The 21,280-nt window shown below is 70.0% G+C and carries 21 protein-coding genes, 1 tRNA gene and 1 other RNA gene; 11 read left to right on the forward strand and 12 right to left on the reverse strand.

Annotation, left to right across the window (positions count from 1 at the left end):
- The first annotated feature begins 65 nt into the window (after positions 1-65).
- Genes ACFWGZ_RS25505 through ACFWGZ_RS25515 form a run of 3 tightly spaced genes read left to right on the forward strand, consistent with a single transcriptional unit; the run spans position 66 to position 2,910 of the window.
- Positions 66-1,430: a replication initiator gene (locus tag ACFWGZ_RS25505; protein ID WP_382454093.1), complete on the forward strand. Its 1,365-nt coding sequence runs from the start codon at positions 66-68 to the stop codon at positions 1,428-1,430.
- Complete coding sequence (locus tag ACFWGZ_RS25510) at positions 1,415-1,594, forward strand: helix-turn-helix domain-containing protein (RefSeq protein ID WP_382454094.1); 180 nt, start codon at positions 1,415-1,417, stop codon at positions 1,592-1,594. Before ACFWGZ_RS25505 ends, ACFWGZ_RS25510 begins: the two co-directional genes overlap by 16 nt.
- A complete protein-coding gene (locus ACFWGZ_RS25515) occupies positions 1,594-2,910 on the forward strand; it encodes a tyrosine-type recombinase/integrase (protein ID WP_382454095.1) in 1,317 nt (438 codons plus the stop codon). The genes ACFWGZ_RS25510 and ACFWGZ_RS25515 overlap by 1 nt, the downstream gene beginning before the upstream one ends.
- 66 nt (positions 2,911-2,976) lie before the next feature.
- Here ACFWGZ_RS25515 and ACFWGZ_RS25520 read toward each other — a convergent pair.
- A tRNA-Ala gene (locus tag ACFWGZ_RS25520) sits at positions 2,977-3,052 on the reverse strand.
- A 123-nt stretch (positions 3,053-3,175) separates the two neighbouring features.
- Here ACFWGZ_RS25520 and ACFWGZ_RS25525 point away from each other — a divergent pair.
- Entirely contained in the window at positions 3,176-4,417 is a 1,242-nt protein-coding gene (locus tag ACFWGZ_RS25525) for a phenylacetate--CoA ligase family protein (RefSeq protein WP_382454096.1), read from the forward strand.
- Here ACFWGZ_RS25525 and ACFWGZ_RS25530 read toward each other — a convergent pair.
- Genes ACFWGZ_RS25530 through ACFWGZ_RS25540 form a run of 3 tightly spaced genes read right to left on the reverse strand, consistent with a single transcriptional unit; the run spans position 4,410 to position 7,412 of the window.
- Entirely contained in the window at positions 4,410-5,195 is a 786-nt protein-coding gene (locus tag ACFWGZ_RS25530; protein ID WP_382454097.1) for a DsbA family protein, read from the reverse strand. The genes ACFWGZ_RS25525 and ACFWGZ_RS25530 overlap by 8 nt on opposite strands.
- 46 nt (positions 5,196-5,241) lie before the next feature.
- Positions 5,242-6,528, reverse strand: coding sequence for an MFS transporter (locus ACFWGZ_RS25535; RefSeq protein ID WP_382454098.1), 1,287 nt, complete (start codon positions 6,526-6,528; stop codon positions 5,242-5,244).
- A gap of 50 nt (positions 6,529-6,578) precedes the next feature.
- Entirely contained in the window at positions 6,579-7,412 is an 834-nt protein-coding gene (locus ACFWGZ_RS25540) for a GNAT family N-acetyltransferase (RefSeq protein WP_382454099.1), read from the reverse strand.
- Positions 7,413-7,478: 66 nt separating this feature from the next.
- Between ACFWGZ_RS25540 and hrpB the strand changes: the two genes are divergently transcribed.
- Genes hrpB through ACFWGZ_RS25555 form a run of 3 tightly spaced genes read left to right on the forward strand, consistent with a single transcriptional unit; the run spans position 7,479 to position 11,461 of the window.
- Positions 7,479-9,746 carry an ATP-dependent helicase HrpB gene (gene hrpB, locus ACFWGZ_RS25545; RefSeq protein ID WP_382454100.1) on the forward strand — a complete coding sequence of 756 codons (2,268 nt, stop codon included), beginning with the start codon at positions 7,479-7,481 and terminating at the stop codon, positions 9,744-9,746.
- Positions 9,747-9,767: 21 nt separating this feature from the next.
- Positions 9,768-10,862 carry a nucleotide disphospho-sugar-binding domain-containing protein gene (locus tag ACFWGZ_RS25550; protein WP_382454101.1) on the forward strand — a complete coding sequence of 365 codons (1,095 nt, stop codon included), beginning with the start codon at positions 9,768-9,770 and terminating at the stop codon, positions 10,860-10,862.
- Entirely contained in the window at positions 10,859-11,461 is a 603-nt protein-coding gene (locus ACFWGZ_RS25555) for a hypothetical protein (protein ID WP_382454102.1), read from the forward strand. Before ACFWGZ_RS25550 ends, ACFWGZ_RS25555 begins: the two co-directional genes overlap by 4 nt.
- A 31-nt stretch (positions 11,462-11,492) precedes the next feature.
- Here the strand turns inward: ACFWGZ_RS25555 and ACFWGZ_RS25560 are convergent, their stop codons facing one another.
- Positions 11,493-12,428 carry a GlxA family transcriptional regulator gene (locus ACFWGZ_RS25560; RefSeq protein WP_382454103.1) on the reverse strand — a complete coding sequence of 312 codons (936 nt, stop codon included), beginning with the start codon at positions 12,426-12,428 and terminating at the stop codon, positions 11,493-11,495.
- 71 nt (positions 12,429-12,499) lie between these two features.
- Between ACFWGZ_RS25560 and ACFWGZ_RS25565 the strand changes: the two genes are divergently transcribed.
- Complete coding sequence (locus tag ACFWGZ_RS25565) at positions 12,500-13,417, forward strand: saccharopine dehydrogenase (RefSeq protein ID WP_382454104.1); 918 nt, start codon at positions 12,500-12,502, stop codon at positions 13,415-13,417.
- Positions 13,418-13,463: 46 nt separating this feature from the next.
- Here ACFWGZ_RS25565 and ssrA read toward each other — a convergent pair.
- Positions 13,464-13,836, reverse strand: a transfer-messenger RNA (tmRNA) gene (gene ssrA, locus ACFWGZ_RS25570).
- Between the two features lie 121 nt (positions 13,837-13,957).
- Here ssrA and ACFWGZ_RS25575 point away from each other — a divergent pair.
- A complete protein-coding gene (locus ACFWGZ_RS25575; RefSeq protein WP_382454105.1) occupies positions 13,958-15,196 on the forward strand; it encodes a sensor histidine kinase in 1,239 nt (412 codons plus the stop codon).
- Positions 15,184-15,825, forward strand: a complete 642-nt coding sequence (locus ACFWGZ_RS25580) for a response regulator (protein WP_382454106.1) — start codon at positions 15,184-15,186, stop codon at positions 15,823-15,825. The genes ACFWGZ_RS25575 and ACFWGZ_RS25580 overlap by 13 nt, the downstream gene beginning before the upstream one ends.
- On the opposite strand, the gene ACFWGZ_RS25585 is transcribed toward ACFWGZ_RS25580, so the two are convergent.
- The 6 genes from ACFWGZ_RS25585 to ACFWGZ_RS25610 form a co-directional block, all read right to left on the reverse strand.
- Complete coding sequence (locus ACFWGZ_RS25585) at positions 15,810-16,637, reverse strand: amidohydrolase family protein (protein WP_382454107.1); 828 nt, start codon at positions 16,635-16,637, stop codon at positions 15,810-15,812. The genes ACFWGZ_RS25580 and ACFWGZ_RS25585 overlap by 16 nt on opposite strands.
- Positions 16,637-17,113, reverse strand: coding sequence for an SsrA-binding protein SmpB (gene smpB, locus ACFWGZ_RS25590; RefSeq protein ID WP_090050233.1), 477 nt, complete (start codon positions 17,111-17,113; stop codon positions 16,637-16,639). Before smpB ends, ACFWGZ_RS25585 begins: the two co-directional genes overlap by 1 nt.
- A gap of 30 nt (positions 17,114-17,143) precedes the next feature.
- Entirely contained in the window at positions 17,144-18,046 is a 903-nt protein-coding gene (gene ftsX, locus ACFWGZ_RS25595; protein WP_330851033.1) for a permease-like cell division protein FtsX, read from the reverse strand.
- Positions 18,047-18,085: 39 nt separating this feature from the next.
- Positions 18,086-18,775 (reverse strand): cell division ATP-binding protein FtsE, encoded by a 690-nt coding sequence (ftsE, locus tag ACFWGZ_RS25600; protein ID WP_030470385.1) that lies wholly within the window; start codon positions 18,773-18,775, stop codon positions 18,086-18,088.
- A 175-nt stretch (positions 18,776-18,950) separates the two neighbouring features.
- A complete protein-coding gene (gene prfB, locus ACFWGZ_RS25605; protein WP_382454108.1) occupies positions 18,951-20,054 on the reverse strand; it encodes a peptide chain release factor 2 in 1,104 nt (367 codons plus the stop codon).
- A 72-nt stretch (positions 20,055-20,126) separates the two neighbouring features.
- Entirely contained in the window at positions 20,127-20,627 is a 501-nt protein-coding gene (locus tag ACFWGZ_RS25610) for a PadR family transcriptional regulator (RefSeq protein ID WP_089921819.1), read from the reverse strand.
- A 340-nt stretch (positions 20,628-20,967) separates the two neighbouring features.
- Here ACFWGZ_RS25610 and ACFWGZ_RS25615 point away from each other — a divergent pair, with 340 nt between their 5' ends.
- A complete protein-coding gene (locus tag ACFWGZ_RS25615; RefSeq protein ID WP_382454109.1) occupies positions 20,968-21,216 on the forward strand; it encodes a hypothetical protein in 249 nt (82 codons plus the stop codon).
- Positions 21,217-21,280 lie beyond the last annotated feature (64 nt).

The following is a 21,280-nucleotide window of genomic DNA, read 5'->3' on the forward strand; positions in this document are numbered from 1 at the left end:
GGGCACAGCCACCTTCCCAGGCTGTGCCCCGCTTCTCATGCCGCCACAAGGAAAGGAGACGCCTCGTGCTGCCCGCCGACCCGACCACCAGCCTCGAAGACCGCATCGTCCGCAAGCTGCGCTCGGTCGACTACCGCGACTGGCGCGACAAGGTCACCGCCATCGGCGGCTGCGCCCAGCCGATCCGCATGTTCGGCGCCTGGCAACTCCACGACCCGAACGGCAAGGTGCTCGAGCACAAGGGCGGGGACATCATGGTCCCGTGCGGCAACCGCCGACAGAGCGTCTGCCCGGCCTGCTCCGACCGCTACGCCGCCGACGCCTACCACCTCATGCACGCGGGCCTCGCCGGTGGCTCCAAGAACATCCCGGCCACGGTCACCGAGAAGCCCCGCAGCTTCGCCACCCTCACCGCCCCGTCGTTCGGCAAAGTCCACTCCGCACGCCAGAGCAGCCGGGGCAAGACCATCCCGTGCTCGTGCGGCTCCTGGCACCACCCCGACGACCCCCGCATCGGCACCCCGGTCGACCCGGCCACCTACGACTACGTCGGCTCAATCCTCTGGCAGGCCAACGTGGGTGAGCTGTGGGGCAGGTTCATCCGCAACGTCAAACGCGCGTTGATGAAGGCGGCCGGACTGCGCGCCGGCGACTTCAAGAACCATGCCCGTCTGTCCTACGCCAAGGTCGCCGAGTACCAGCGACGCGGCCTCGTGCACTTCCACGGCGTCATCCGCATCGACGGCCCCGACGGACCGCACGACCCGACGCCCCGGTGGGCCACGGCCGAACTGCTGGCGGACGCGATCCACTCGGCCGCCCGCTCGGTCAGCCTGGAGGTCCCCCGCCCGGACGGTGAGGTCCTCGTACTGCGGTGGGGCGATCAGGTCGACTGCCGCTCCATCCGGCCCAGCAACGCCGCTGAGGTCGAGGAGGCCGGAGAGATCAGCGAAGCCCGGCTGGCTGGCTACGTCGCCAAGTACGCGACCAAAGGCACCGGCAAGAGCGAAGCCGCAGACCGGCGCATCCTCTCCGAACTCCACATCGCCCACCTGAAGGTCTCCGACCACCACCGGCGCATGATCCAAACCGCCTGGGACCTCGGCGGTCTCGACGCCTACGAGTCGCTCAATCTGCGCCGCTGGGCGCACATGCTCGGCTTCCGGGGGCACTTCCTGAGCAAGTCCCAGCGCTACAGCACCACCTTCAAAGCCATCCGCGAGGAACGGCACGCCTTCCGCACGCTCGAAGTCCTCGACCGCATGGGCTACGACCCCGACACGGTCACCGTGATCAACGACTGGACGTACACGGGCTCGGGCTACAACACCGACGCCGAACGCACGCTCGCCCTCGCGATCGCAGAGGGCCGCAAGGAACAGCGCCAACGCAAGTTCGAACACGAGGGGGACCAATGGACAGCAGCCTGATCACGGTGCAGGCGGCGGCAGACCTGCTGTCGGTGAGCCGTTGGACGGTCTACCGGCTCATCTGGGACAACGCCGTGAAGTCGGTCCAGATCGGACGTAGCCGCCGCATCGTCAAGGCCTCGCTGGAGGCGTACGTGCAAGAACTCATCGAGGAGGCCGCGTGATGGCCAGGACGACGCTCGCGTCTCCCGATCCCGAGGACGCCAACGGCCGCAAGAAGAACAAGAAGCGCCGCAACGGAGAGGGCCACATCCGGCAGCGCTCAGACGGCCGCTACGAGGCTCAGATCTTCGTCACGACCGGCGATGGCGCACGTAGGCGTGTGAGCATCTACGGCAAGACCTGGGACGAGTGCAACGGCAAGGTGGTTCAGGCTCAGGCCCAGGAACGTCAGGGCCTCCCGGCGATCACCACGACGATGTCGGTCGGCGACTACATGCGGTACTGGCTCAAGGAGGTCGCCGAGCCATCGATCAGGCGGACGACCTACACGACGTACGAGAGTGCCATCCGCCTGCACGTCATCCCCGGCATCGGCAAGCGCAAGCTGAAGGCCCTCCAGCCTGCGCACATCCGCGTGTGGCTGAACAGCCTCCGGACCAAGTGCCAGTGCTGCGCCCAGGAGAAGGACGCCGCTCGTGCCAAGACCAGGACCGGCCGGGCTCGCTGCTGCGCCAAGGCAACGCCGGAGTGCTGCCACGACTACCTGTCGTCGCACTCCCGCCGGCATCTGCTCCGGCTCCTGCGCGCCGCGCTCCAGGACGCGGTGGACGAGAACCTCCTGGCGCGCAACGTCGCCCGCCTGGTGGAGCTGAGCGACGGCGACGGCCATAAGGTGCGCGCGTTCACCCCGGTCGAGGCTCGCAAGGTCCTCACCGTGGCCCGCGACCACCGACTCCACGCGCTCTGGGCGGTGGCGCTTGCGGTCGGGCTGCGCCGGGGTGAAGCGCTCGGGCTCGCCTGGTCCGACGTCGACCTGCTGGCTGGCCGCCTGACAGTGCGCCGGGCGCTCTACCGGGTGGACAAGGAGCTGCGGCTCACCGAGGTCAAGACGGACTCCTCGAACGCCACGATCCCGCTGCCGGCCTCGCTCGTGAAGGCGCTCCGGGAGCACCGCAAGCGGCAGAACGAGGAACGGTTCGAGGCAGGGTCGGCGTGGAAGGACACCGGTCTCGTCTTCACGACCAAGCTCGGCGGCCCGATCGAGCCGCGGAACGTCAACCGGATGTTCGCGGCCCTGTGCAAGAACGCCGAGGTCCGCCAGATCCGCGTTCACGACCTGCGGCACTCCTGCGCGACGCTGCTCTTCGCGATGGGGGTCGATGCGGCGACGGTGCAGCGCATCCTGCGGCACAGCTCGATCACGGTCACGACCGGTACCTACATCGAGGTGATCGAGCGGGTTCAACGGGACGCCCTGGACGGGATGAACGCATTCATCGACTCCGACGACGAATCCAGGAATGAGAGCACGGCGTAGACGGCCGTTGCGGTACCCATTGCGGTAAAAAGGCCGCCTACCATGATCGGTAGACGGCCTTTTTGCTGGTGGAGCTGAGGGGACTCGAACCCCTGACCCTCACACTGCCAGTGTGATGCGCTACCAGCTGCGCCACAGCCCCTTGAAGGTCCACGTTCCCGGGAGGTTTCCCTCTCGTTCTCGTGTGGCAATACCGTACATCACCCGTGCCACAAGATAAAAATCGGGGGTATCCAAACCGCATTCGGGCTGGTAGGACCGGGTGATGACCGCCGCAGAGCCGTTCGACCCCGAGATCGAGTGCATGGCCCCCGAGGCCCGTCGCGAGCTGCAGGAACAGCGCCTGCACCACCTCGTCGACCGCCTCCTGCAGACCGCCAACCTCCAGGGCGACCGGCTGCGGGAAATCGGAGTGACGCGCGGCACAGACGTGAGTCTCGACGAGATCCACCTGCTGCCCACGATCTCCAAGCAGGACCTGTGGGACCACTACCCGTTCGGGCTCCAGCTCGCCCCGCGGGAGGAGATCGTCTGCGTCCACGGGTCGTCGGGGACCGGCGGGCGGCCGACGCTCATCCCCTACACCGCGCGCGACGTCGAGATCTGGGCCGAGGTCATGGCCAGGGCGTTGAGAGGTGCTGGGGCGACGAGGAACTCGATCGTCCACAACGCTTACGGCTACGGGCTTTTCACCGGCGGGCTCGGCGTGCACCACGGTGGCCTGAAGCTGGGGGCGACGGTCATCCCCATGTCGGGCGGCATGACCGAGCGGCAGGTGCGGCTCATCAACGACCTGCGGCCCGACGTGTTGTGCTGCACGCCGTCGTACGCGCTCCGGCTCGCGGACGACCTCGAGGAGACCGGCATCGAGGTCGGTGTCTTCGGCGCCGAGCCGTGGACCGAGGAGATGCGGCAGGAGATCGAACGGCGGCTGGGCATCCGGGCGTTGGACATCTACGGGCTGTCGGAGGTCATCGGGCCCGGGGTGGCGTGCGAGTCCCTTGACTCCGAAGGGCTTCTCAACATCGCCGAGGACCACTTCTTCCCCGAGACCGTGGACGGCGAGCTCGTCTTCACGACGCTCACCAAGACCGGCATGCCGTTGCTGCGGTACCGCACGGGCGACGTGGCCACGTTGCACGAGCCGGCGGGGCGGCGCACGCTGCGCAGGATGAGCAAGCTCAAGGGGCGCAAGGACGACATGCTCGTCATCCGCGGCGTCAACGTGTTCCCCACGGAGATCGAGGCCGTCGTGCTCGACCTCGCGAACAGCCCGCACTACCTCATCGTCGAGGATCGCCGCACGACCACGGCGCAGTTGCACGTCGCCGTCGAGTCCACTCAGGACATCGCAGGGGCGTTGCAGGTGAGGCTCAAGGAACGTCTCGGCGTCACGTGCCGGGTGCACGTCCTCGAACCGGGCAAGCTGCCGCGCACCGAACAGGGGAAAGCACAACGCCTGGCCCGGTGGTCCCAGGGCCAGGCGCCGATCGACGGTCTCACCTAGCCAGGTCGGACAGCCAGTTCTTGTTGTCCAGGTCGACGAGCTTGCCGTTCGCGGCCACGCTCGGGGTGCCGCGGAAGCGACCGGTCTCGGCGTCCTTCAGCACGGGGTCGTTGCTGGTCTTCGACATCAGCTCGTCCAGCTGCGACTTGTAGGTCTGGTTCTGCACGCACGACTCGAAGCCCGCCGAGGTGACGCCGACCTCCTTGCCCAGCTTGATGAGCTGGTCCTTGGTGTAGCCGGCGTCGCCCTCCTCGGGCTGCTTCGCGAAGAGCGCCGCGTGGTAGGCGTTGAACTTGCCGTCGTCGGCCACGCACAGGGCGGCGTTGGCCGACTCGGTCGAGTAGCCCTCGGGCGAGGAGAGGCGGTTCAGCATCGGCAGGATGTGGTAGCGGATCTTGACCTTGCCGTCCTCGACGGCCTTCTTGATGTCCGTGCCGTAGGTCTTCTCGAAGGTGCCGCAGATCGGGCAGAGGAAGTCCTCGTACACGTCGACGGTCACGGTGGCGGAGTCCTTGCCCACCAGCACGGTGCTGCCGTCGCGGACGGCGGGCGCGGAGATCGTGTGGTCGGCCGGGGCGAGCGGGATCGCGTCGGACGTCGAGCTCGACGAGTTCGACTGGAACACGACGTACCCGATCACCGCGATGGCCAGGACGGCCACGACGGCGATGCCCGCGATGACCTTGGTCCGGTCGGAACCACCGCTCGAGCCCCGAGCCTGGGCCACCGCGAGCGCGGCCTGCTTCTTCTTCCGCGCACTGCGCTCTGCTCCACCCACGGCGACGAGGGTAGCGACCCAGACTGAAAGAAAGCTGAGCAGACGATCACGCTTGCGGGTGACTGGGCTTGCCGCCGACCCGTTCCCCCGTCGGGACCTCGGCGCTCTCGTCGAGGCGGCCGCACTCGGGCGCGACGGTGGCGGCCGTGTGCTCTTCCTCATGTGTGGGCAGGGTCTCCGGCGCGACGAACCAGAAGCCCAGCGACAGCAGCAGCGCGGCGCCGGTGACGGCGAACGACGCCTCGAAGCCGAACGAGTCGGCCAGCAGGCCGGTGCACATCGGACCGATGATCGCGCCCAGGTCCGTCACCATCTGGAAGCCCGCGAGCACGGGCCCGCCCTTGCCGCGCGGGCCGATGACGTCGGCCACGACGGCGTTCTGCGGCGGGTTCAGCAGCCCGGCGCCCATACCGGCGATCAACGACGCGGCCATGAACGTCCACAGGTCGCCGGTGAAGCCCATCCCGACCGTCGCGAGGCCGCTGACGGCCAGGCCGGCGATGGCGACGGGCTTGCGGCCGCGGGTGTCGGCGAGCTTGCCCGACACGAACAGCATCGCGGCGTTGCCGGCGGCGAACACCGACATCGAGATGCCCGCGACGGCCGCGCTGTGCTCCAGCGCCTCGATGACGAACACCGGCACGAGCGAGATCCGCACGCCGAACACGGCCCAGCCGTTCGCGAACCCGGACGCCAGCGCCGCGCGGTACGCGCCGTGCTGGACGGCCTCGCGCACCGGCATCGGCACCTCGGTGTTGTTCTTGTCGAGCGCTGTCAACGTCGACTTGCGCAGGAAGAACCAGACCACGAACGCCGCGACGCACAGCAGCAGGCCGTACGAGACGAACGGCACCCACAGCCCGAACGGCACCAGTCCGGCGCCCACGATCGGGCCCGCGATGTTGCCGACGAGGAAGCCCGCCGCCCACAACCCGGACGCCCGGCCGCGCATCGGCGCCGGCGTGATCCGGATCAGCAGCCCCAGGGCGGCCACGGTGAACATCGTCGACCCGACGCCCGCCAGCGCGCGCCACGACAGCATCTCGGCGTAGCTCGTCGAGAACCCGCACATCGCCGTGCCGAGGGCGACGATCAGGATGCCCACGATGTAGACGCGGGGCTCGCCGAACCGGTTGACGAGCCGGCCGCTCATCGGTGCGAACGCCAGCCGGACGAACGCAAAAGCACTGATCAAAGCCGCCACCGCGGTGTGCCCCACACCGAACGACGACGCGTACACCGGCAGCACGGGTGCCACGATCCCGAAACCCACGGCGATGATGAAGCTCGCCGCGACCAGAACCCACACCTCGACCGGCAACCGCTCGCGCACACAGCCTCCCTTAGCCCTGCTAAGGATATGTCACGCGGCAACTAAGTAACTCAGTCGAGCAGCTCATCCACTCTGCGTACATATGCCGTCACCGGATAGGCGGCCACGAAGCCGCACGCCTCGGCGAACCGCTCCCCCGGACCCTCGTCCACCTGCGACGCGACCAGCATCGCGCCGGACGAGCGCAAGACCGAGACCGCGGACACCACCAACGACCGCCCCACGCCCCGACGCCGCCGCGCCGGACGCACCACGCACTGCTCGACCAGTCCCACGCCGCGTTCTCCGAACGACGACACGAACCCGCCGATCCGGTCGCCGTCATCCACCACCAACACCGAACAACGCGGGTCGTCCAATCGATGCCCGAGCCACCGGGAAAGCCGCTCCCGGTTCCCGACCAGCTCGTCGGACAGCAGCTCGACGATGCCGGGCAGGTCCGCGTCCACGGCCCGCCTGACCTCGGGCGACATCGACGACTCGCCCCGGTGGACCACGGTCTGCAGCTCCTCGACGGCGTACCAGCCGGAGTCGTCGGCGATGCCCTCGATCTCGTCCACGGTCGTCGGCGACGCGTACACGACGGCCTCGGCACGGCCCACGTCGGCGAACGTCTGCTCGAGCTGCAGCAGCGTGGACGCGACCTCGACCGACGTCCCGTCGAGCGCGCACGCGAAGTTGCCGGACGGCAGCGGGTTCTCGCGGTTGACCACGACCGCGGCGCACCCGACCCGGCCGACCCTGCCGTAGCGCACCGCGCCGGACGCGAGCCGCGCCCCCTCGACCAGGATCGCGAGCGACCGCGACTGGTAGGGGTCGAGCAGTTCGGGGTCGTCCGGGTCGCGCAACGGGTCCACCAACTCGGCGGTCCTTCCACTGGGCACGGGGGCACCGGGCCGGCCGGTGCGCGGGGAACGTCCCCACAGGACAACCCTGACACACTCGACGGTGTGCACCTGCCCGATCTCCCGGTGAAGTCCGTCCTCCCGCAGCTCCTGGAGCAGCTCCAGGAACACGGCGCGGCCGTCCTGGTCGCTCCTCCGGGAACCGGCAAGACCACGCTCGTCCCGCTGGCGCTCGAGGGGAAGGTCGTCGTCGCCGAACCGCGCCGCATCGCCGCCCGCGCCGCCGCCGCGCGCATGGCGAGCCTGCTCGGCGAACCCGTCGGCCACACCGTGGGCTACGCGGTCCGCGGCGACCGCAAGACCAGCAGGCACACCCGCATCGAGGTGGTGACGAGCGGTCTGCTCGTCCGCCGGCTCCAGCACGACCAGGAGCTCAGGGGCGTCGGCACGGTCCTGCTCGACGAGTGCCACGAACGCCACCTCGACGCCGACCTGCTCCTCACGCTGCTGCTGGACGCCAAGGCGGGCCTGCGGCCGGACCTGCGGCTCCTCGCGACGAGCGCGACCGTTGCGGCGCAACGGCTCTCCGACCTGCTCGGCGGGCCGGTCCTGCACTCCGAGTCGCGGATGTACCCGACGGAAATCACCTACGTCCCGCCGGCCCGCAACGAGCACATCGAGAACACCGTCGCCAGGGCCGTGCACAAGGCACTGTCCGAAGTGGACGGTGACGTCCTCGCGTTCCTGCCGGGCGTGCGGGAGATCAACCGCGTCAGGGGCCTGCTGAACGCGGAGACCGTGGTGCTGCACGGCCAGCTCAAGGCGCAGGTGCAGGACGCCGCCCTCAGGCGCGGCGACCACCAGCGGGTCGTGCTCGCCACGAGCATCGCCGAGTCGAGCCTCACCGTCCCCGGTGTCCGCGCGGTCGTCGACGCGGGCCTCGCCCGGGTTCCGCGCGTCGACCACCGCCGGGGCCTCGCCGGTCTCGCCACGATCCGCGTCTCCCAGGCCGTCGCCGAGCAACGCGCCGGCCGCGCGGGACGGGAGGCGCCGGGCCGCGTCTACCGCTGCTGGCCGGAGCACGAGCACTCGACGCTGCCCCGCTACCCGGAACCGGAGATCAAGACCGCCGACCTGACGAGGCTCGCGCTGGAGCTCGCCGTGTGGGGCACCCCGGACGGCAGCGGCCTGAACTGGTGGGACGCCCCGCCGGAGGGCGCGCTCAAGGCCGCGCAGGAGACGCTGGACGCCATCGGCGCACTGGAACCGGACCGCCGCGACCGCATCGCGAACGTCGGCCTGCACCCGCGGCTCGGCCGCGCGCTCATCGACGGCAGCGCCCTCGTCGGCAACCGGACCGCGGCGGAGGTGGTGGCCCTGCTCGACGACAGCACGCACCCCGCCACCAGCGACCTCGCGACCGCCCTGAAGTCACCGGGGAAGTGGCGGCAGGAGATCAAGAAGCTGGAGAAGCTCGGCACGAACCCGGCCGGCAGCGGCGACGCCGCGCTGGTGGTCGCGCTCGCCTACCCCGAGCGGCTCGCGAAGCGCCGGTCCAGGAACAGCAGCATCTACCTGATGGCCAACGGCACGGCCGTGGAGCACACCGACTCGCACCACAAGTGGCTCGCGATCGCCATCGCCGACCGCGAGCCGGGCAGCAAGCACGGCCGCGTCCGCCTCGCCGCCCCCGCCGACGAGGAGCTCGCCGTCACCGCCGCCCGCGCCCTCGTGCACACCGAGGACGACATCCGCTGGGGCGGTGACGTGATCGCGAACGAGGTCCGCAAGCTCGGCGCGATCACCCTCGGCGAACGGCCGCTCAACGACCTCGCCAAGGCGCAGCGGGCACTGCGCCTGGGGCTCGAGACCGAGGGTCTGGGGCTGCTCAAGTGGCCCGACAGCGCGCTGCGGCTGCGCGAGCGCCTGGCGTTCCTGCACCGCACCCGCGGCTGGCCGAGCGTCGACGACGAGAGCGTCGTCCGCGCGATCGACCTCGGCAAGGCGAGGAAGCGCTCCGACCTCGCCAAGATCGACACGACCGCGTTGCTGCGCGGCATGCTGCCGTGGCCGGAGGGCGCCGAGCTCGACAAGCTCGCCCCGGAACGCATCGGCCAGGGCAAGGTCGACTACACCCAGGACCAGCCCGTGCTGTCGGTGCGCATCCAGGACGCCATGAAGTGGGCCGACACCCCGCAGATCGCGGGGGTCCCGGTGGTGGTGCACCTGCTCTCCCCCGCCGGGCGCCCCACCGCGGTCACGAGCGACCTGCGGTCGTTCTGGCGCAACGGTTACCTGCGGGTCCGCAGCGAGCTCAAGGGCCGCTACCCGAAGCACCACTGGCCGGAGCGCCCGTGGGACAGGAGCAGGTGAACCGGCGGTGAACCGGCGACGTTGAACTCTTCTGTGGGGCACATCGCCATCTTCCTGATGCCCGAACGCGGTCACGTCCTGCCGGCACTCGGGCTGATCGCCGAACTGGTGCGCCGCGGCCACCGGGTGAGCGTGCCCGCCACGGCCGGGTTCACCGCCGCGGTCACCGAGTGCGGTGCGACGCCGATCCCCTGTGCCACAACGCTTCCCCGTGACCTGCCCGCGTCGTTGTTCGACGCCGCGAAGCTCGCGCTCACCGAGGCGCGGGCGGTGGCGCCGCGGCTCGAGGAGGTCTTCCGCGACGACCGCCCGGACCTCGTGCTGTGGGACGTCGCGGCGTGGGCGGGCGGTGTCGTCGCGCACCGGCTCGGCGTGCCGGACGTGGTGCTGGAGCCGTTCCTGACCAGCAACGCGCACTGGTCGCTCGCGGCGGAGGTGGTGCCCGCGCGCACGTTCGGCCCCGAGGCGATCCGGTTCTTCACCGAGGTGCACCGCTTCGTCGGGAGCGCGCTGCCGGAGTTCACCTCGGGTGCCCGGCGCCGGATCGCCTTGTTCCCCAGGGAATTCCAACCCGCGGGGCACACGTTCGACGAGCGCTACGCCTTCGCCGGCCACTGCCCGGCCGACCGCGCCTTCCAGGGCACGTGGGACCCTCCCGGCGACCGGCCGGTGGTGCTCGCGACGACGGCCGCCCAGGTCTGCGCCGACGCGGCACGGGCGATGCCGTGGCACCTCGTCGCGCGCGGCCCCGTGCACAGCCCCGCGCCGAACGTCGAGACGCACGAGTTCGTGCCGCAACCGGCGGTCCTGCGGCACGCGAGCGTGTTCGTCACGCGCGGCGGCCTGGCCGGTGTCGTGGAGGCGTTGCACCACGGCGTTCCGATGATCGTCGTCCCGCACATGACCGACCAGCGGCTCAACGGCCGGCGCGTCGAGGAGCTCGGGCTCGGTGTGCTGCTCGACACGGTGACCGTCGACGGCGTGCGCTCGTTGGTGGATCAGCTGACGTCGGATTCCGCGATTTCCGCGCGGGTGGGCGAGATGCGGCGGATGATGCACCGGGCGGACGGCTGCGCGGTCGCCGCGGACGTCGTCGAGGAGGAGCTGGCACGGTGAGACGGACCTGGGACGACGCGGTCCGCACGCTCGGGGGCACCCCCGACGCGGGCGATCTGATGGAGCGCTACGCCGAGCCGCACCGGGCCTACCACAACACGTTCCACGTGGTCTGCGTCGTGCGCGACTCGTCGGCGCTGGCCGACGCGTTCGCCTTCACGACGGAGGAACGCGCGGTCCTGGCCCTGGCCGCGTGCGCGCACGACGTGGTCTACGACAGCAAGCCCGGCGACGACGAACGCGCGTCGGCCGCCTGGGCGCGGGACCGCCTGACGGGCTTGGACGAGAAGTACGTCGCCCGCGTGGAGTCGCTGGTGCTGGCCACGATCACGCACTCGTCGGACGACCCGCTGGCGCACGTGCTGCTCGACGCCGACCTCGCCATCCTGGGCTCGGAGCCGGAACACTACGACCGCTACCGCGCGGCCGTGCGCCAGGAGTACGCGCAGCACGACGACGCGGCGTGGCGGGCGGGCCGGGCGAAGGTCCTCAGGACCCTGCTCGACCGCGAGGACCTGTACGTCACCGAACCCGCGCGGCAGCTGTGGGACGAGACCGCGCGGGCCAACCTCGCCCGCGAGCTCCAGTCGCTGGCCTGACCCTCCCCGGAGCAGCCGCCCGGCGACGGCGTCACCGGTGACGCGGCACCGCCGCCGGCCGGAACGTGCGGCGGTAGGTGTCCGGCGGCACACCGACGGTCCGGTGGAAGTGCCGCCGCAGCGTCGTGGCCGTGCCCATGCCGGACGACTCCGCGATCTGGTCGACGCTGTCGTCGGTCAGCTCCAGCAGCTCCTGCGCGCGCCGGATCCGTTGCGCGTGCAGCCACTGCAGCGGGGTCGAGCCCGTCACGGACTTGAACAGCCGGGCGAGGTGCCGTGAGCTCATGTTCGCCTGCCGCGCCAGGTCCTCGACGGTGATCACCTGGCCGAGCCGCGCCGACACCCAGCCGAACAGCTCGGTGAGCGGGTGCCCCTCCCCGGACGGCACGGGCGCGAGCACGAACTGCGCCTGCCCGCCGTCGCGGTGCGGTGGCACGACGAGCCGCCGCGCCGCCGTGTTGGCCGTGGCGGTGCCGTGGTCGCTGCGGATCACGTGCAGGCTCAGGTCGATCGCCGCCGCCTTGCCGGCACTGGTCAGCACCTGGCCGTTGTCGACGTAGAGCACGTCCGGGTCGACCTCGACCCGCGGGAACCGCCGCGCCAGCTCGTCGCTGTGCCCCCAGTGCGTGGTCGCCCGCAAGCCGTCGAGCAGCCCGGCCTCGGCCAGCACGAACGCGCCCGTGCACAACGAGACGATCCGCGCTCCCCGGGCGTGCGCCGCCTGCACGGCCTCGATCAGACGGGGGTCGATCGGCCGGTCCACGTCCTCCAGGGCCGGCACGACCACGGTGCCCGCCTCGGTGAGCCGCTCGAGCGGCAGGTCGGGCTCCAGCGTGAACCGCCCGGCGCGCACCGGCGCGGTGCCGCAGATCCGCACGTCGTAGTCGAGCTGCGGCGCGGTGAAGATCTCGTAGGTGGCGGTGAGCTCGAAGTGGAGCATCCCGTCGGTCACGGCGAACGCGAGCATGTCCGAAAGTGTACGCATCACGTCGTTCCAGACACTGGCCTGATTCCCGCTCGGCTCGTTGACTGGTCCACATGGGACACACCATCGCGGTCTACGGCGCCACCGGCCACACCGGCCGCTTCGTGCTGGCAGAACTGGAAGAGCGCGGCTTCCGGACGCTCCCGTCCGGCCGTGCGCGGGCACGAGCCGACGACCCGGAGGCCCTGGACCGCGCACTCGCGGGTGCGGACGCGGTGATCAACACCGCCGGCCCGTTCGCGGTCACCGCCCTCCCGCTGCTGGCCGCGGCCGAACGCGCGGGCATCCCGCACGTCGACGTGGCGGCGGAGATCGAGGCGAACGCCGACACCCTCGCCTGGGGCGCGAAGATCCCGGCGGTCCCGGCGATGGCGTTCTTCGGCGGCCTGGCCGACCTCCTGGTCACGGCGGCGATGGAGGACTGGACCTCGGCCGACGAGGCCCACGTCGCCTACGGCCTGAGCGGCTGGCAGCCCACCGCGGGCACCCTCCAAGCCGGCACCACCTCCCGCGAACGCCGAGCGGGACGACGAGTCCGCTTCCGCGACGGCGCTCTGCGGTACCACTCCGCTGCCCCGCCGACGCTGGACTGGGACTTCACCGGCGGCACGCGCCCGGTGATCGGTGAGTTCTCGATGGCGGACATCGTCACGATCCCCAGCCACCTCGGCATCCCGTCGGTGACCTCGTACATGTCGGCCACGGCAGCCCAGGGCCTCGGCGAAGGTGCCGAACGCACCGAACCGGAGACGTTCGAGGTGGACGTGCGGGTGCGCCGGGGCACCGAGGAGCGCCGCCGGACCGCGACCGGCCGCGACATCTACGCCGTCAGCGCACCGCTGGCCGTCGAAGCGGTGCAACGGCTGCTCACGGGCCGTTTCCGGGTGACCGGCGTGGCCTCGGCGGGCGCGATGTTCGACGCGAACGACTTCCTGGCCGCGCTGTCGGGCCACCTCACGACCGGCCGCTGAACAAGCAGAACGGCGAGTGCTCGTCGCGAGCACTCGCCGTCCGGTTCCGTGGAGGTGCCGGGAATCGAACCCGGGTCCTGTGGCGGCTCATCAGGGCTTCTCCGTGCGCAGTCCGCTCTGTCTCTGCTCGGCCCCACCAGTCATGCGAACGAGCTGGTGTGACAGGCCCAGTCGCTGTGAGTGTCCCGAACAGTCCCCGCGACCGGGACTGCCGGTAAGCCTTCTAGCTGATGCCGGACTCTAGGACGAAGGCACTCCTAGGCCGACAGCGTTGCTACTCGCCTCAGGCGGCGAGAGCGAACGCGCGCTGGTCGTTGGACTCGGCGCTTATTGGTTTGCGATGACGCTTGCGGTGGTCTCTCGCCTGCACCGGCACGCTTCCCCTGAATCAACGTCCACAGTCGAAACCGTTCACCCCCTCGTAGTGGTACGCATAGCATAACGACCACTGCCACCGAGTTCTTCCCGAGGCAGGTAGGGCTGTCCCCACCCCCGATCTCCCAGCTAGCCGCATGGTCTCTGACCAGCGGTAACGACAGCATGGACACCATGAGGAAACCGAACGCGCTCGCAGCCGGGTTCTACCTGCTGACCAACCTGGTGACCGGCATCTTCTGGTTCACCCTCGCCGTCGTGCTGACCGTCGTGGGGTTCGCGACCGCCGTCATCTGGGTGGGTCTCCCGCTGCTGTGGCTCGCGATGAACGTCGTGCGCGGTGGCGCGACGATGGAGCGGGCGTGGGTCAGGACGGCGCTGCGCACGGAGATCCCCCGCCCGTACCGCGACCGGGCCGACGGCACGCTGTGGCAGCGCTGGAAGGCCCAGTTCACCGACCCGGCGACGTGGCGCGACTACGGCTACCTCCTCCTGCTGCTGCCGGTCGGCGTCCTCGAGTTCGCCTCCGTCGTCGCGATGTGGTCGGTCGCCGCGGCGTTCATCGGCGTGCCGTTCTGGATCGGCAACGCCCCGTTCGCGGTGCTCGTGGGCGACTTCTGGACGATCGACTCGTTCGCCTCCGCGTGGCCGATCTCCCTGATCGGGCTGGCGCTGATCCCGGTCGCGATCATGGGCACGCAGGCGCTGGGCGGGATGCACGGCCGGTTCGCCCGCGCCATGCTCGGGCCGACGCGCGCCGACGCGCTGGCGATCGAGGCGGAGCGGCTGCAGTCGAGCAGGGCCCGCGGTGTCGAGGCGGCCGAGGCGGAGCGCCGGCGCATCGAACGCGACCTGCACGACGGCGCGCAGCAGCGGCTCGTCGCGGTGGCGATGGGGCTGGGCCGCGCGAAGTCCAAGATGGACTCCGACCCCGAGGGCGCCGCGGAGCTGATCGCCGAGGCGCACGCGGACGCGAAGCTCGCCATCAAGGAGCTGCGCGACCTGGCGCGGGGCATCTACCCGTCCGTGCTGGGCGACCGCGGGCTCGACGCCGCGCTGTCCGCGCTGGCCGCCCGCGTCCCGATCGAGGTCGACCTCCAGGTGGACGTCGAGCCGCGCCCGCCGACGTCGGTGGAGAGCGCCGCGTACTTCACCGTCGGCGAGGCGCTCACGAACATCACCAAGCACTCCAACGGCACCAAGGCGACCGTGCGGGTCAACCGGGTGGAGACGGGGGTGCTGGTGGAGATCACCGACAACGGTCAGGGCGGCGCCGAGCTGAAGCCGGGCGGCGGGCTCGCCGGGCTCGCGGACCGGGCCGCCACGATCGACGGTGTGGTTGTCGTCGTCAGCCCCGCGGGTGGGCCGACCGTGCTTCGAGCGGAGTTGCCGTGCGCGTGGTGATCGCCGAGGACTCGGTGCTGCTGAGGGAGGGCGTGCAGCGGTTGCTCGCCGACGAGGGCATCGAGACCGTCGCGGCGGTGGAGAACGGCGACGGGCTGCTCGACGCCGTGACCGAGCACAAGCCGGACCTGTGCGTGGTGGACGTGCGGATGCCGCCGACGTTCACCGACGAGGGCCTGCGGGCGGCGATCGAGTGCCGCCGCCGGTTCCCCGGCCTGCCGGTGCTGGTGCTGTCGCAGTACGTCGAGGAGCGCTACGCCGTGGAGCTCCTCGCGGGGGGTGCGAGCGGAGTCGGCTACCTGCTCAAGGAACGGGTGGCCGACGTGAGGGAGTTCGTCGACGCGGTGCGGCGGGTCGCCGACGGCGGCACGAGCATCGACCACGAGGTGATCACGCAGCTCATGGTGCGCAGCAAGAAGAGCCCGGTCGACTCGTTGACGCCCCGCGAACGCGAGGTGCTCGGCCTGATGGCGCAGGGCCTGTCGAACACGGCCATCGCCGGCGCGCTCGTCGTGTCCGACGGCGCCGTCGAGAAGCACGTCGGCAACATCTTCGCGAAGCTCGGACTGGAGCCGTCGAACTCCGAGCACCGCCGCGTGCGCGCGGTCCTCGCCTACCTCGACAGCTGAAGCAGGCGGGCGCCGTTGTCGTGCAGCACGGCCTGCTCGGCCGCGGCGTCCAGGCCCCACGAGCGGATCGCCTGGAGCTGCACCTCGTAGAGGTACGGGATGTTCGGGAAGTCGCTGCCCAGCACGACCCGGTCGGCCATCCCCGCGATGCGCGCCCGCCAGTCCGAGGGCAGCGGTGCCAGCTGCTCCGTGAACGGCGTGCCCACCATCGTGGTGTCGACGTGCACGTTCGGGTAGCGCTCGGCGATGTCGAGCGCCCCGGCGTAGTCGGGCATCCCGGCGTGGGCGATCACCGCGGTCAGCGCCGGGTGCCTGCGGAGAACGCCCTCGAAGACGCCGAGCCCGGTGAACTCCCCCGGCATCGGCCCGTCGCCGCAGTGCACGACCACCGGCACACCGGCCTCCGCGAGCTGGCCCCAGACCCCGTCCAGCAGCGCGTCGCGCGGGTCGTAGCCGCCGACCTGGACGTGCGACTTGAAGCACCGCGCGCCCGCCTCCAGCGCCTTGCGCACGTAGGCGCCGGCACCGGGTTCGGCGTAGAACGTGCCGGTCGGAACGGCCTCCGGCACGCGTGCGGCGAAGTCGGCGGCCCAGTCGTTCAGCCAGCCGGCCATGCCAGGCTTGTGCGGGTAGACCAGGGGCGCGAACGCGACGACCCCCAGCTCCCGCAGTGCGGTGAGCCGGGCGTTCTCGTCGGTGCGGTAGTGGATGGACCAGTCGACACCGGACTCGCGCACGCGGTCGAAGAACGCCCAGACCTTGTCCAGGACGTTCTGCGGCATGAAGTGGACGTGGACGTCCACGAGCGCCATCAGTAGCGGCCCTTGAGAGCCCGTCCGTGTGCCCTGGCGATCTCGCGGTTGGCGTCGCGCTTCGCGATGTCCTGGCGCTTGTCGTAGGCCTTCTTGCCCTTCGCGAGGGCGATCTCGACCTTGACGTAGCCGTCCTTGAAGTACATCTGCAGCGGGATGAGCGACAGACCGGACTCCTTGGTCTTGCCGATCAGCCGTTCGATCTCCGCCTTGTGCAGCAGGAGCTTGCGCTTGCGCCGGACCTCGTGGTTCGTCCAGGTTCCCGCGACGTACTCCGGGATGTGCAGCGCGTGCAACCAGATCTCGCCGTCGTCGACCTGGGCGAAGGCGTCCACGAGGGACGCCCGGCCCATGCGCAGGCTCTTCACCTCGGTGCCGACGAGCTGGATGCCCGCCTCGTAGGTGTCGAGAATGGCCCAGTCGTGCCGAGCCTTGCGGTTCGACGCGATGACCTTCTGCCCGCGTTCCTTGACCATGACGACAACTCTAGTTGACCGGCAAAACCGTTAAAGCCGCACGTAGAGGCGGAGTGTCACGTAACCGGTCGTCGCCGAGATGACGATCGCGACGAGGAACAGCCACGGCGACACGATCAGGATGTCCAGGTAGCCGATCGGCGGGATGATGCCCGACTCGGTGAGGTTCCTGGTGATCCGGTCGAGGAAGAACGCCTTGAACAGCACCAGGCCGCCGACCGCGGTGACCGAGCCGATGATGCCCGCGACGACCGCCTCGATGAGGAACGGCAGCTGCGTGTACCACCGGGTCGCGCCGACCAGGCGCATGATGCCGACCTCGACGCGGCGCGTGAACGCCGACACCTGGATGGTGTTGGAGATCAGCAGCAGCGCGGCGAACGCCTGGATGAGCGCGAGGATCAGGGCGACGTCGCGCAGGCCGTTCAGGCCCTCGAAGAACCGCTCGAGGAACTTGCCCTGGTCGTCGACCGCCTTGACGCCCGGCTTGCCCTCGAAGGCCTGCCGGATGACGTCGGTGCGCTCCGGGTCCTCGAGCTTCACGCGGAACGTGGCGGGGATCGCCTCGGGACGCGCGAGCTTGAGCAGCTCCGGCTGGGCCTCGAAGATCCGCTTGAAGCGCTCGAAGCCGTCGTCGCGGTTCTGGAACACCACGGACTCGACACCGGAGGTCTGCTCCAGCGCCGACCGCAGACCGGCGCACGGCTGCTGGGTGCAGTCCTTGTCGTTGGCGCTGACGTCGTTGGTCAGCAGGACCGAGACCTCGAGCTTGCCCGCGTAGTTGGCCTGCATCTTGTCGACCATGCGGACGACGAGCAGGCCACCGCCGAGCAGCCCGAGCGAGATGGCGGTCGTGAGGATCATCGCGATCGTCATCGTGACGTTCCGGCGAAGTCCGGTGACGACCTCGCTGAACACGAAGCTGGTACGCATCGGGGGCGGGGTTCCTTGGGGGTCGGGGGTTAGGAGCGCTTAGCGGCCGACGCCGTAAACGCCGCGCGCGTCATCACGGACGACCTTGCCGTACGACAGCTCCACGACCCGGCGGCGCATCGAGTCGACGATGCCGTGGTCGTGGGTGGCCATGATGACGGTCGTGCCGGTGCGGTTGATCCGCTCCAGCAGCAACATGATGTCCTGGCTCGTGTCGGGGTCCAGGTTTCCGGTCGGCTCGTCGGCGATCAGCACCAGCGGGCGGTTCACGAACGCACGGGCGATCGCGACGCGCTGCTGCTCACCACCGGACAGCTCGGTCGGGAACCGGTCCTCCTTGCCGTCGAGGCCGACCAGCTGCAGCACCTCCGGCACCACCTTGACGATGGTGTTGCGGGGCTTGCCGATCACCTCGAGCGCGAAGGCGACGTTCTCGGCGACCGTCTTCGTGGGCAGCAGGCGGAAGTCCTGGAACACGCAGCCGATCGACTGGCGCAGGCGGGGGACCCTGCGCCGCGACATCTTGGCGACGTCGAAGTTGGAGACGTAGACGCGTCCCCTGGTCGGCACCTCTTCGCGCAGCAGCAGGCGCAGGAACGTCGACTTGCCGGACCCGGAGGGCCCGATCAGGAAGACGAACTCGCCCTTCTCCATCTCGACGGACACGTCGTCGAGCGCGGGACGCGTGGAGGTCTTGTAGACCTTGGAAACGTGTTCGAGACGAATCACGAGGCGCGAGTCTACTCATGGCCGCGGTAAAGCCCCCGTTCCGGTTAACTTCCGGCCCGAACGGGCGGGTCAGGTGGTCCACGCGGCGTGGCCGACCAGGCACGACGCGTCTGCGACAAAGGCACGCCCGGCTTTCTGAACGGGCCGGACGTGCCCTTCGCCTCAGCTCAGCGGGCTAGCTCTGCTGGGACTGCTTGCGCCACCGGATGCCGGCCTCGAGGAAGTCGTCGATCTCGCCGTCGAGCACCGCCGACGGGTTGCCGACCTCGTGGTTGTTCCGCAGGTCCTTGACCATCTGGTACGGGTGCAGCACGTAGGAGCGCATCTGGTTGCCCCAGCTCGACCCGGAGTCCTTGAGCGCGTCCATCTTCGCCTGCTCCTCCTGCCGGCGGCGCTCGAGCAACTTGGCCTGCAGGACGTTCATGGCCGTGGCCTTGTTCTGCAGCTGCGAGCGCTCGTTCTGGCAGGACACCACGATGCCGGTCGGGATGTGCGTGAGGCGCACCGCCGAGTCGGTCGTGTTGACGCCCTGGCCGCCGGGACCGGACGAGCGGTAGACGTCGACGCGCAGGTCCTTCTCGTCGATCTCGACGTGGTCGGTCTGCTCGACGACGGGCACGACCTCGACGCCGGCGAACGACGTCTGGCGGCGGCCCTGGTTGTCGAACGGCGAAATGCGCACGAGGCGGTGCGTGCCCTGCTCGACGCTCAGCGTGCCGTAGGCGTAGGGCGCGCTGACGCGGAAGGTCGCGGACTTGATGCCCGCCTCTTCCGCGTACGAGGTGTCGAACACGTCGACGCCGTAGTTGTGGCGCTCGGCCCAGCGCGAGTACATGCGCAGCAGCATCTCGGCGAAGTCCGCGGCGTCGACGCCACCGGCCTCGGCGCGGATGGTGATGAGCGCGTTGCGCTCGTCGTACTCACCGGACAGCAGCGTGCGCACTTCCAGCGACGCGATCTCGTCGCGCAGCTTGGCGCGGTCGTTGTCCGCGTCGGCCTGCGCCTCGGCGTCCTCGGCCTCCTCGGCGAGCTCGTAGAGCAGCGGGAGGTCGTCGAGGCGTTCGCGCAGGCCGGTGACGCGGCGCAGCTCGCCCTGCTTGTGGGAGAGCTGGCTGGTGACCTTCTGCGCCTTCTCCTGGTCGTCCCAGAGGTCGGGGCGGGCCGCCTGCTCCTCCAGGTCCGCGACAGCGGCGCGCAACGCATCGAGGTCCAGCACCGCCTCGATGCTCGAAAGCGTGGCGGAGAGGTCCTTGATGTCTGCTTCGACGTCCGGGTTCACGCAAAAAGATTACGCCAGCACCGGTCGTCGTACGCGACCGGTGCTTCGCCGGCGCTCTCCTGCGCGCGCGACCTAGGCGGTCGGGATCGCGTCGAGGAGCTTGAGGACGGCCTTCGCGTGGGCGAGACCGAACTCGGCCACCGCCTTGGCGTAGGGGTCCTCCGCCGTCTTGGCGGCGCTCTTCGCGCTCTCCTGCTCCTGGCCGTACGTCGTGCGCGCGGTCGTGATCAGGGACTCGCGCTGCTTCGCCGTCAGCGAGCCGGCGTGCACGAGGCGCAGGATGAGCGGGCTGCGCAGGTGGTCCGGGCCGGGCTCGGACAGCAGCCAGTTCTTGAAGGCCTTCTTGCCCGCCGCCGTCAGCACGTACTGCTGGCTCGAGCGCGGTCCCTGCTTGCCGAGGCGCAGCAGGCCCTGGTCGGCCAACGCGGGCAGCTCGCGGTACACCTGGCTGCGGGTCACGCTGAAGAACGCGCCGAAGCGGTCTCCTGCCTCCGCCACCAACTGGCCACCGGTCTTGGGTCCGTCGTGCAGCAGCCCGAGCAGGGCGGCTGCGGTCGCATTCAGGTCTGACACAACGACAACGTTCCCACGTCTGGGGGAAGCTGTCCACAATGGTCAGCCGTTCTGTCCACTGTGGCTGATCACCGGGCTAGTCCGATGGGCCATGCGGAGCAACGAAAAGTCTCGCTGAGTAAGCGGCAGTTTTCGCGCCTCACGCGTTTGGCCGCTTGACCGTCCGTGTCCATCCCGGATGGAAAAAGCCTTTCGCAGAAACGAAAGTCCCCCGCCCTCACTCGATCGGCGGTACGGCTCTCACCGGCCGGAGCCACCCGAATGGACGGACGGGGCCCCTCGTCGCACGACCCGGTGATGTCCGCGCGGACCTCTTTCCCACGCGCGCGCGAGGAGGAAAATGATCACTGCCTGCCAGGCGGAGCGAGACTCGGAGGTCGGGACGTTGAAGAACATCAAGTGGCTGGACCACAAGAAGGTGGCGGCGCACACGCGGGCATGGATGACGGGAGGCATCCCGGCGCAGGCCGGCAAGGACGAGTGCATGGTGTGCGGCAAGCAGATCCGCAAGCACCGCACCGTCAACGGTGAAGGCCGCATCTGCTCGAGCATGCTGTGCGCCCAGTACTGGGCGGAGAACATGACCTGAAACCGGGAACCCCGGAAAACGAAGAAGGCCGGGGCCTGATGGCTCCGGCCGGCTGTCCAGTCTG

Origin of the sequence: Lentzea sp. NPDC060358 (genome assembly GCF_042725365.1) — a bacterium.
Lineage (GTDB): Bacteria > Actinomycetota > Actinomycetes > Mycobacteriales > Pseudonocardiaceae > Lentzea.

What these genes read in the sequence shown, in the direction of transcription:
- ACFWGZ_RS25510 (WP_382454094.1), top strand. Translation starts at nt 1,415, where the DNA reads ATGGACAGCAGCCTGATCACGGTGCAGGCGGCGGCAGACCTGCTGTCG.
- ACFWGZ_RS25525 (WP_382454096.1), top strand. Translation starts at nt 3,176, where the DNA reads ATGACCGCCGCAGAGCCGTTCGACCCCGAGATCGAGTGCATGGCCCCC.
- ftsX (WP_330851033.1), bottom strand. Translation starts at nt 18,046, where the DNA reads ATGCGTACCAGCTTCGTGTTCAGCGAGGTCGTCACCGGACTTCGCCGG.
- ACFWGZ_RS25565 (WP_382454104.1), top strand. Translation starts at nt 12,500, where the DNA reads ATGGGACACACCATCGCGGTCTACGGCGCCACCGGCCACACCGGCCGC.
- ACFWGZ_RS25560 (WP_382454103.1), bottom strand. Translation starts at nt 12,428, where the DNA reads ATGCTCGCGTTCGCCGTGACCGACGGGATGCTCCACTTCGAGCTCACC.
- ACFWGZ_RS25515 (WP_382454095.1), top strand. Translation starts at nt 1,594, where the DNA reads ATGGCCAGGACGACGCTCGCGTCTCCCGATCCCGAGGACGCCAACGGC.
- ACFWGZ_RS25575 (WP_382454105.1), top strand. Translation starts at nt 13,958, where the DNA reads ATGGACACCATGAGGAAACCGAACGCGCTCGCAGCCGGGTTCTACCTG.
- smpB (WP_090050233.1), bottom strand. Translation starts at nt 17,113, where the DNA reads ATGGTCAAGGAACGCGGGCAGAAGGTCATCGCGTCGAACCGCAAGGCT.
- ACFWGZ_RS25585 (WP_382454107.1), bottom strand. Translation starts at nt 16,637, where the DNA reads ATGGCGCTCGTGGACGTCCACGTCCACTTCATGCCGCAGAACGTCCTG.
- ACFWGZ_RS25615 (WP_382454109.1), top strand. Translation starts at nt 20,968, where the DNA reads ATGATCACTGCCTGCCAGGCGGAGCGAGACTCGGAGGTCGGGACGTTG.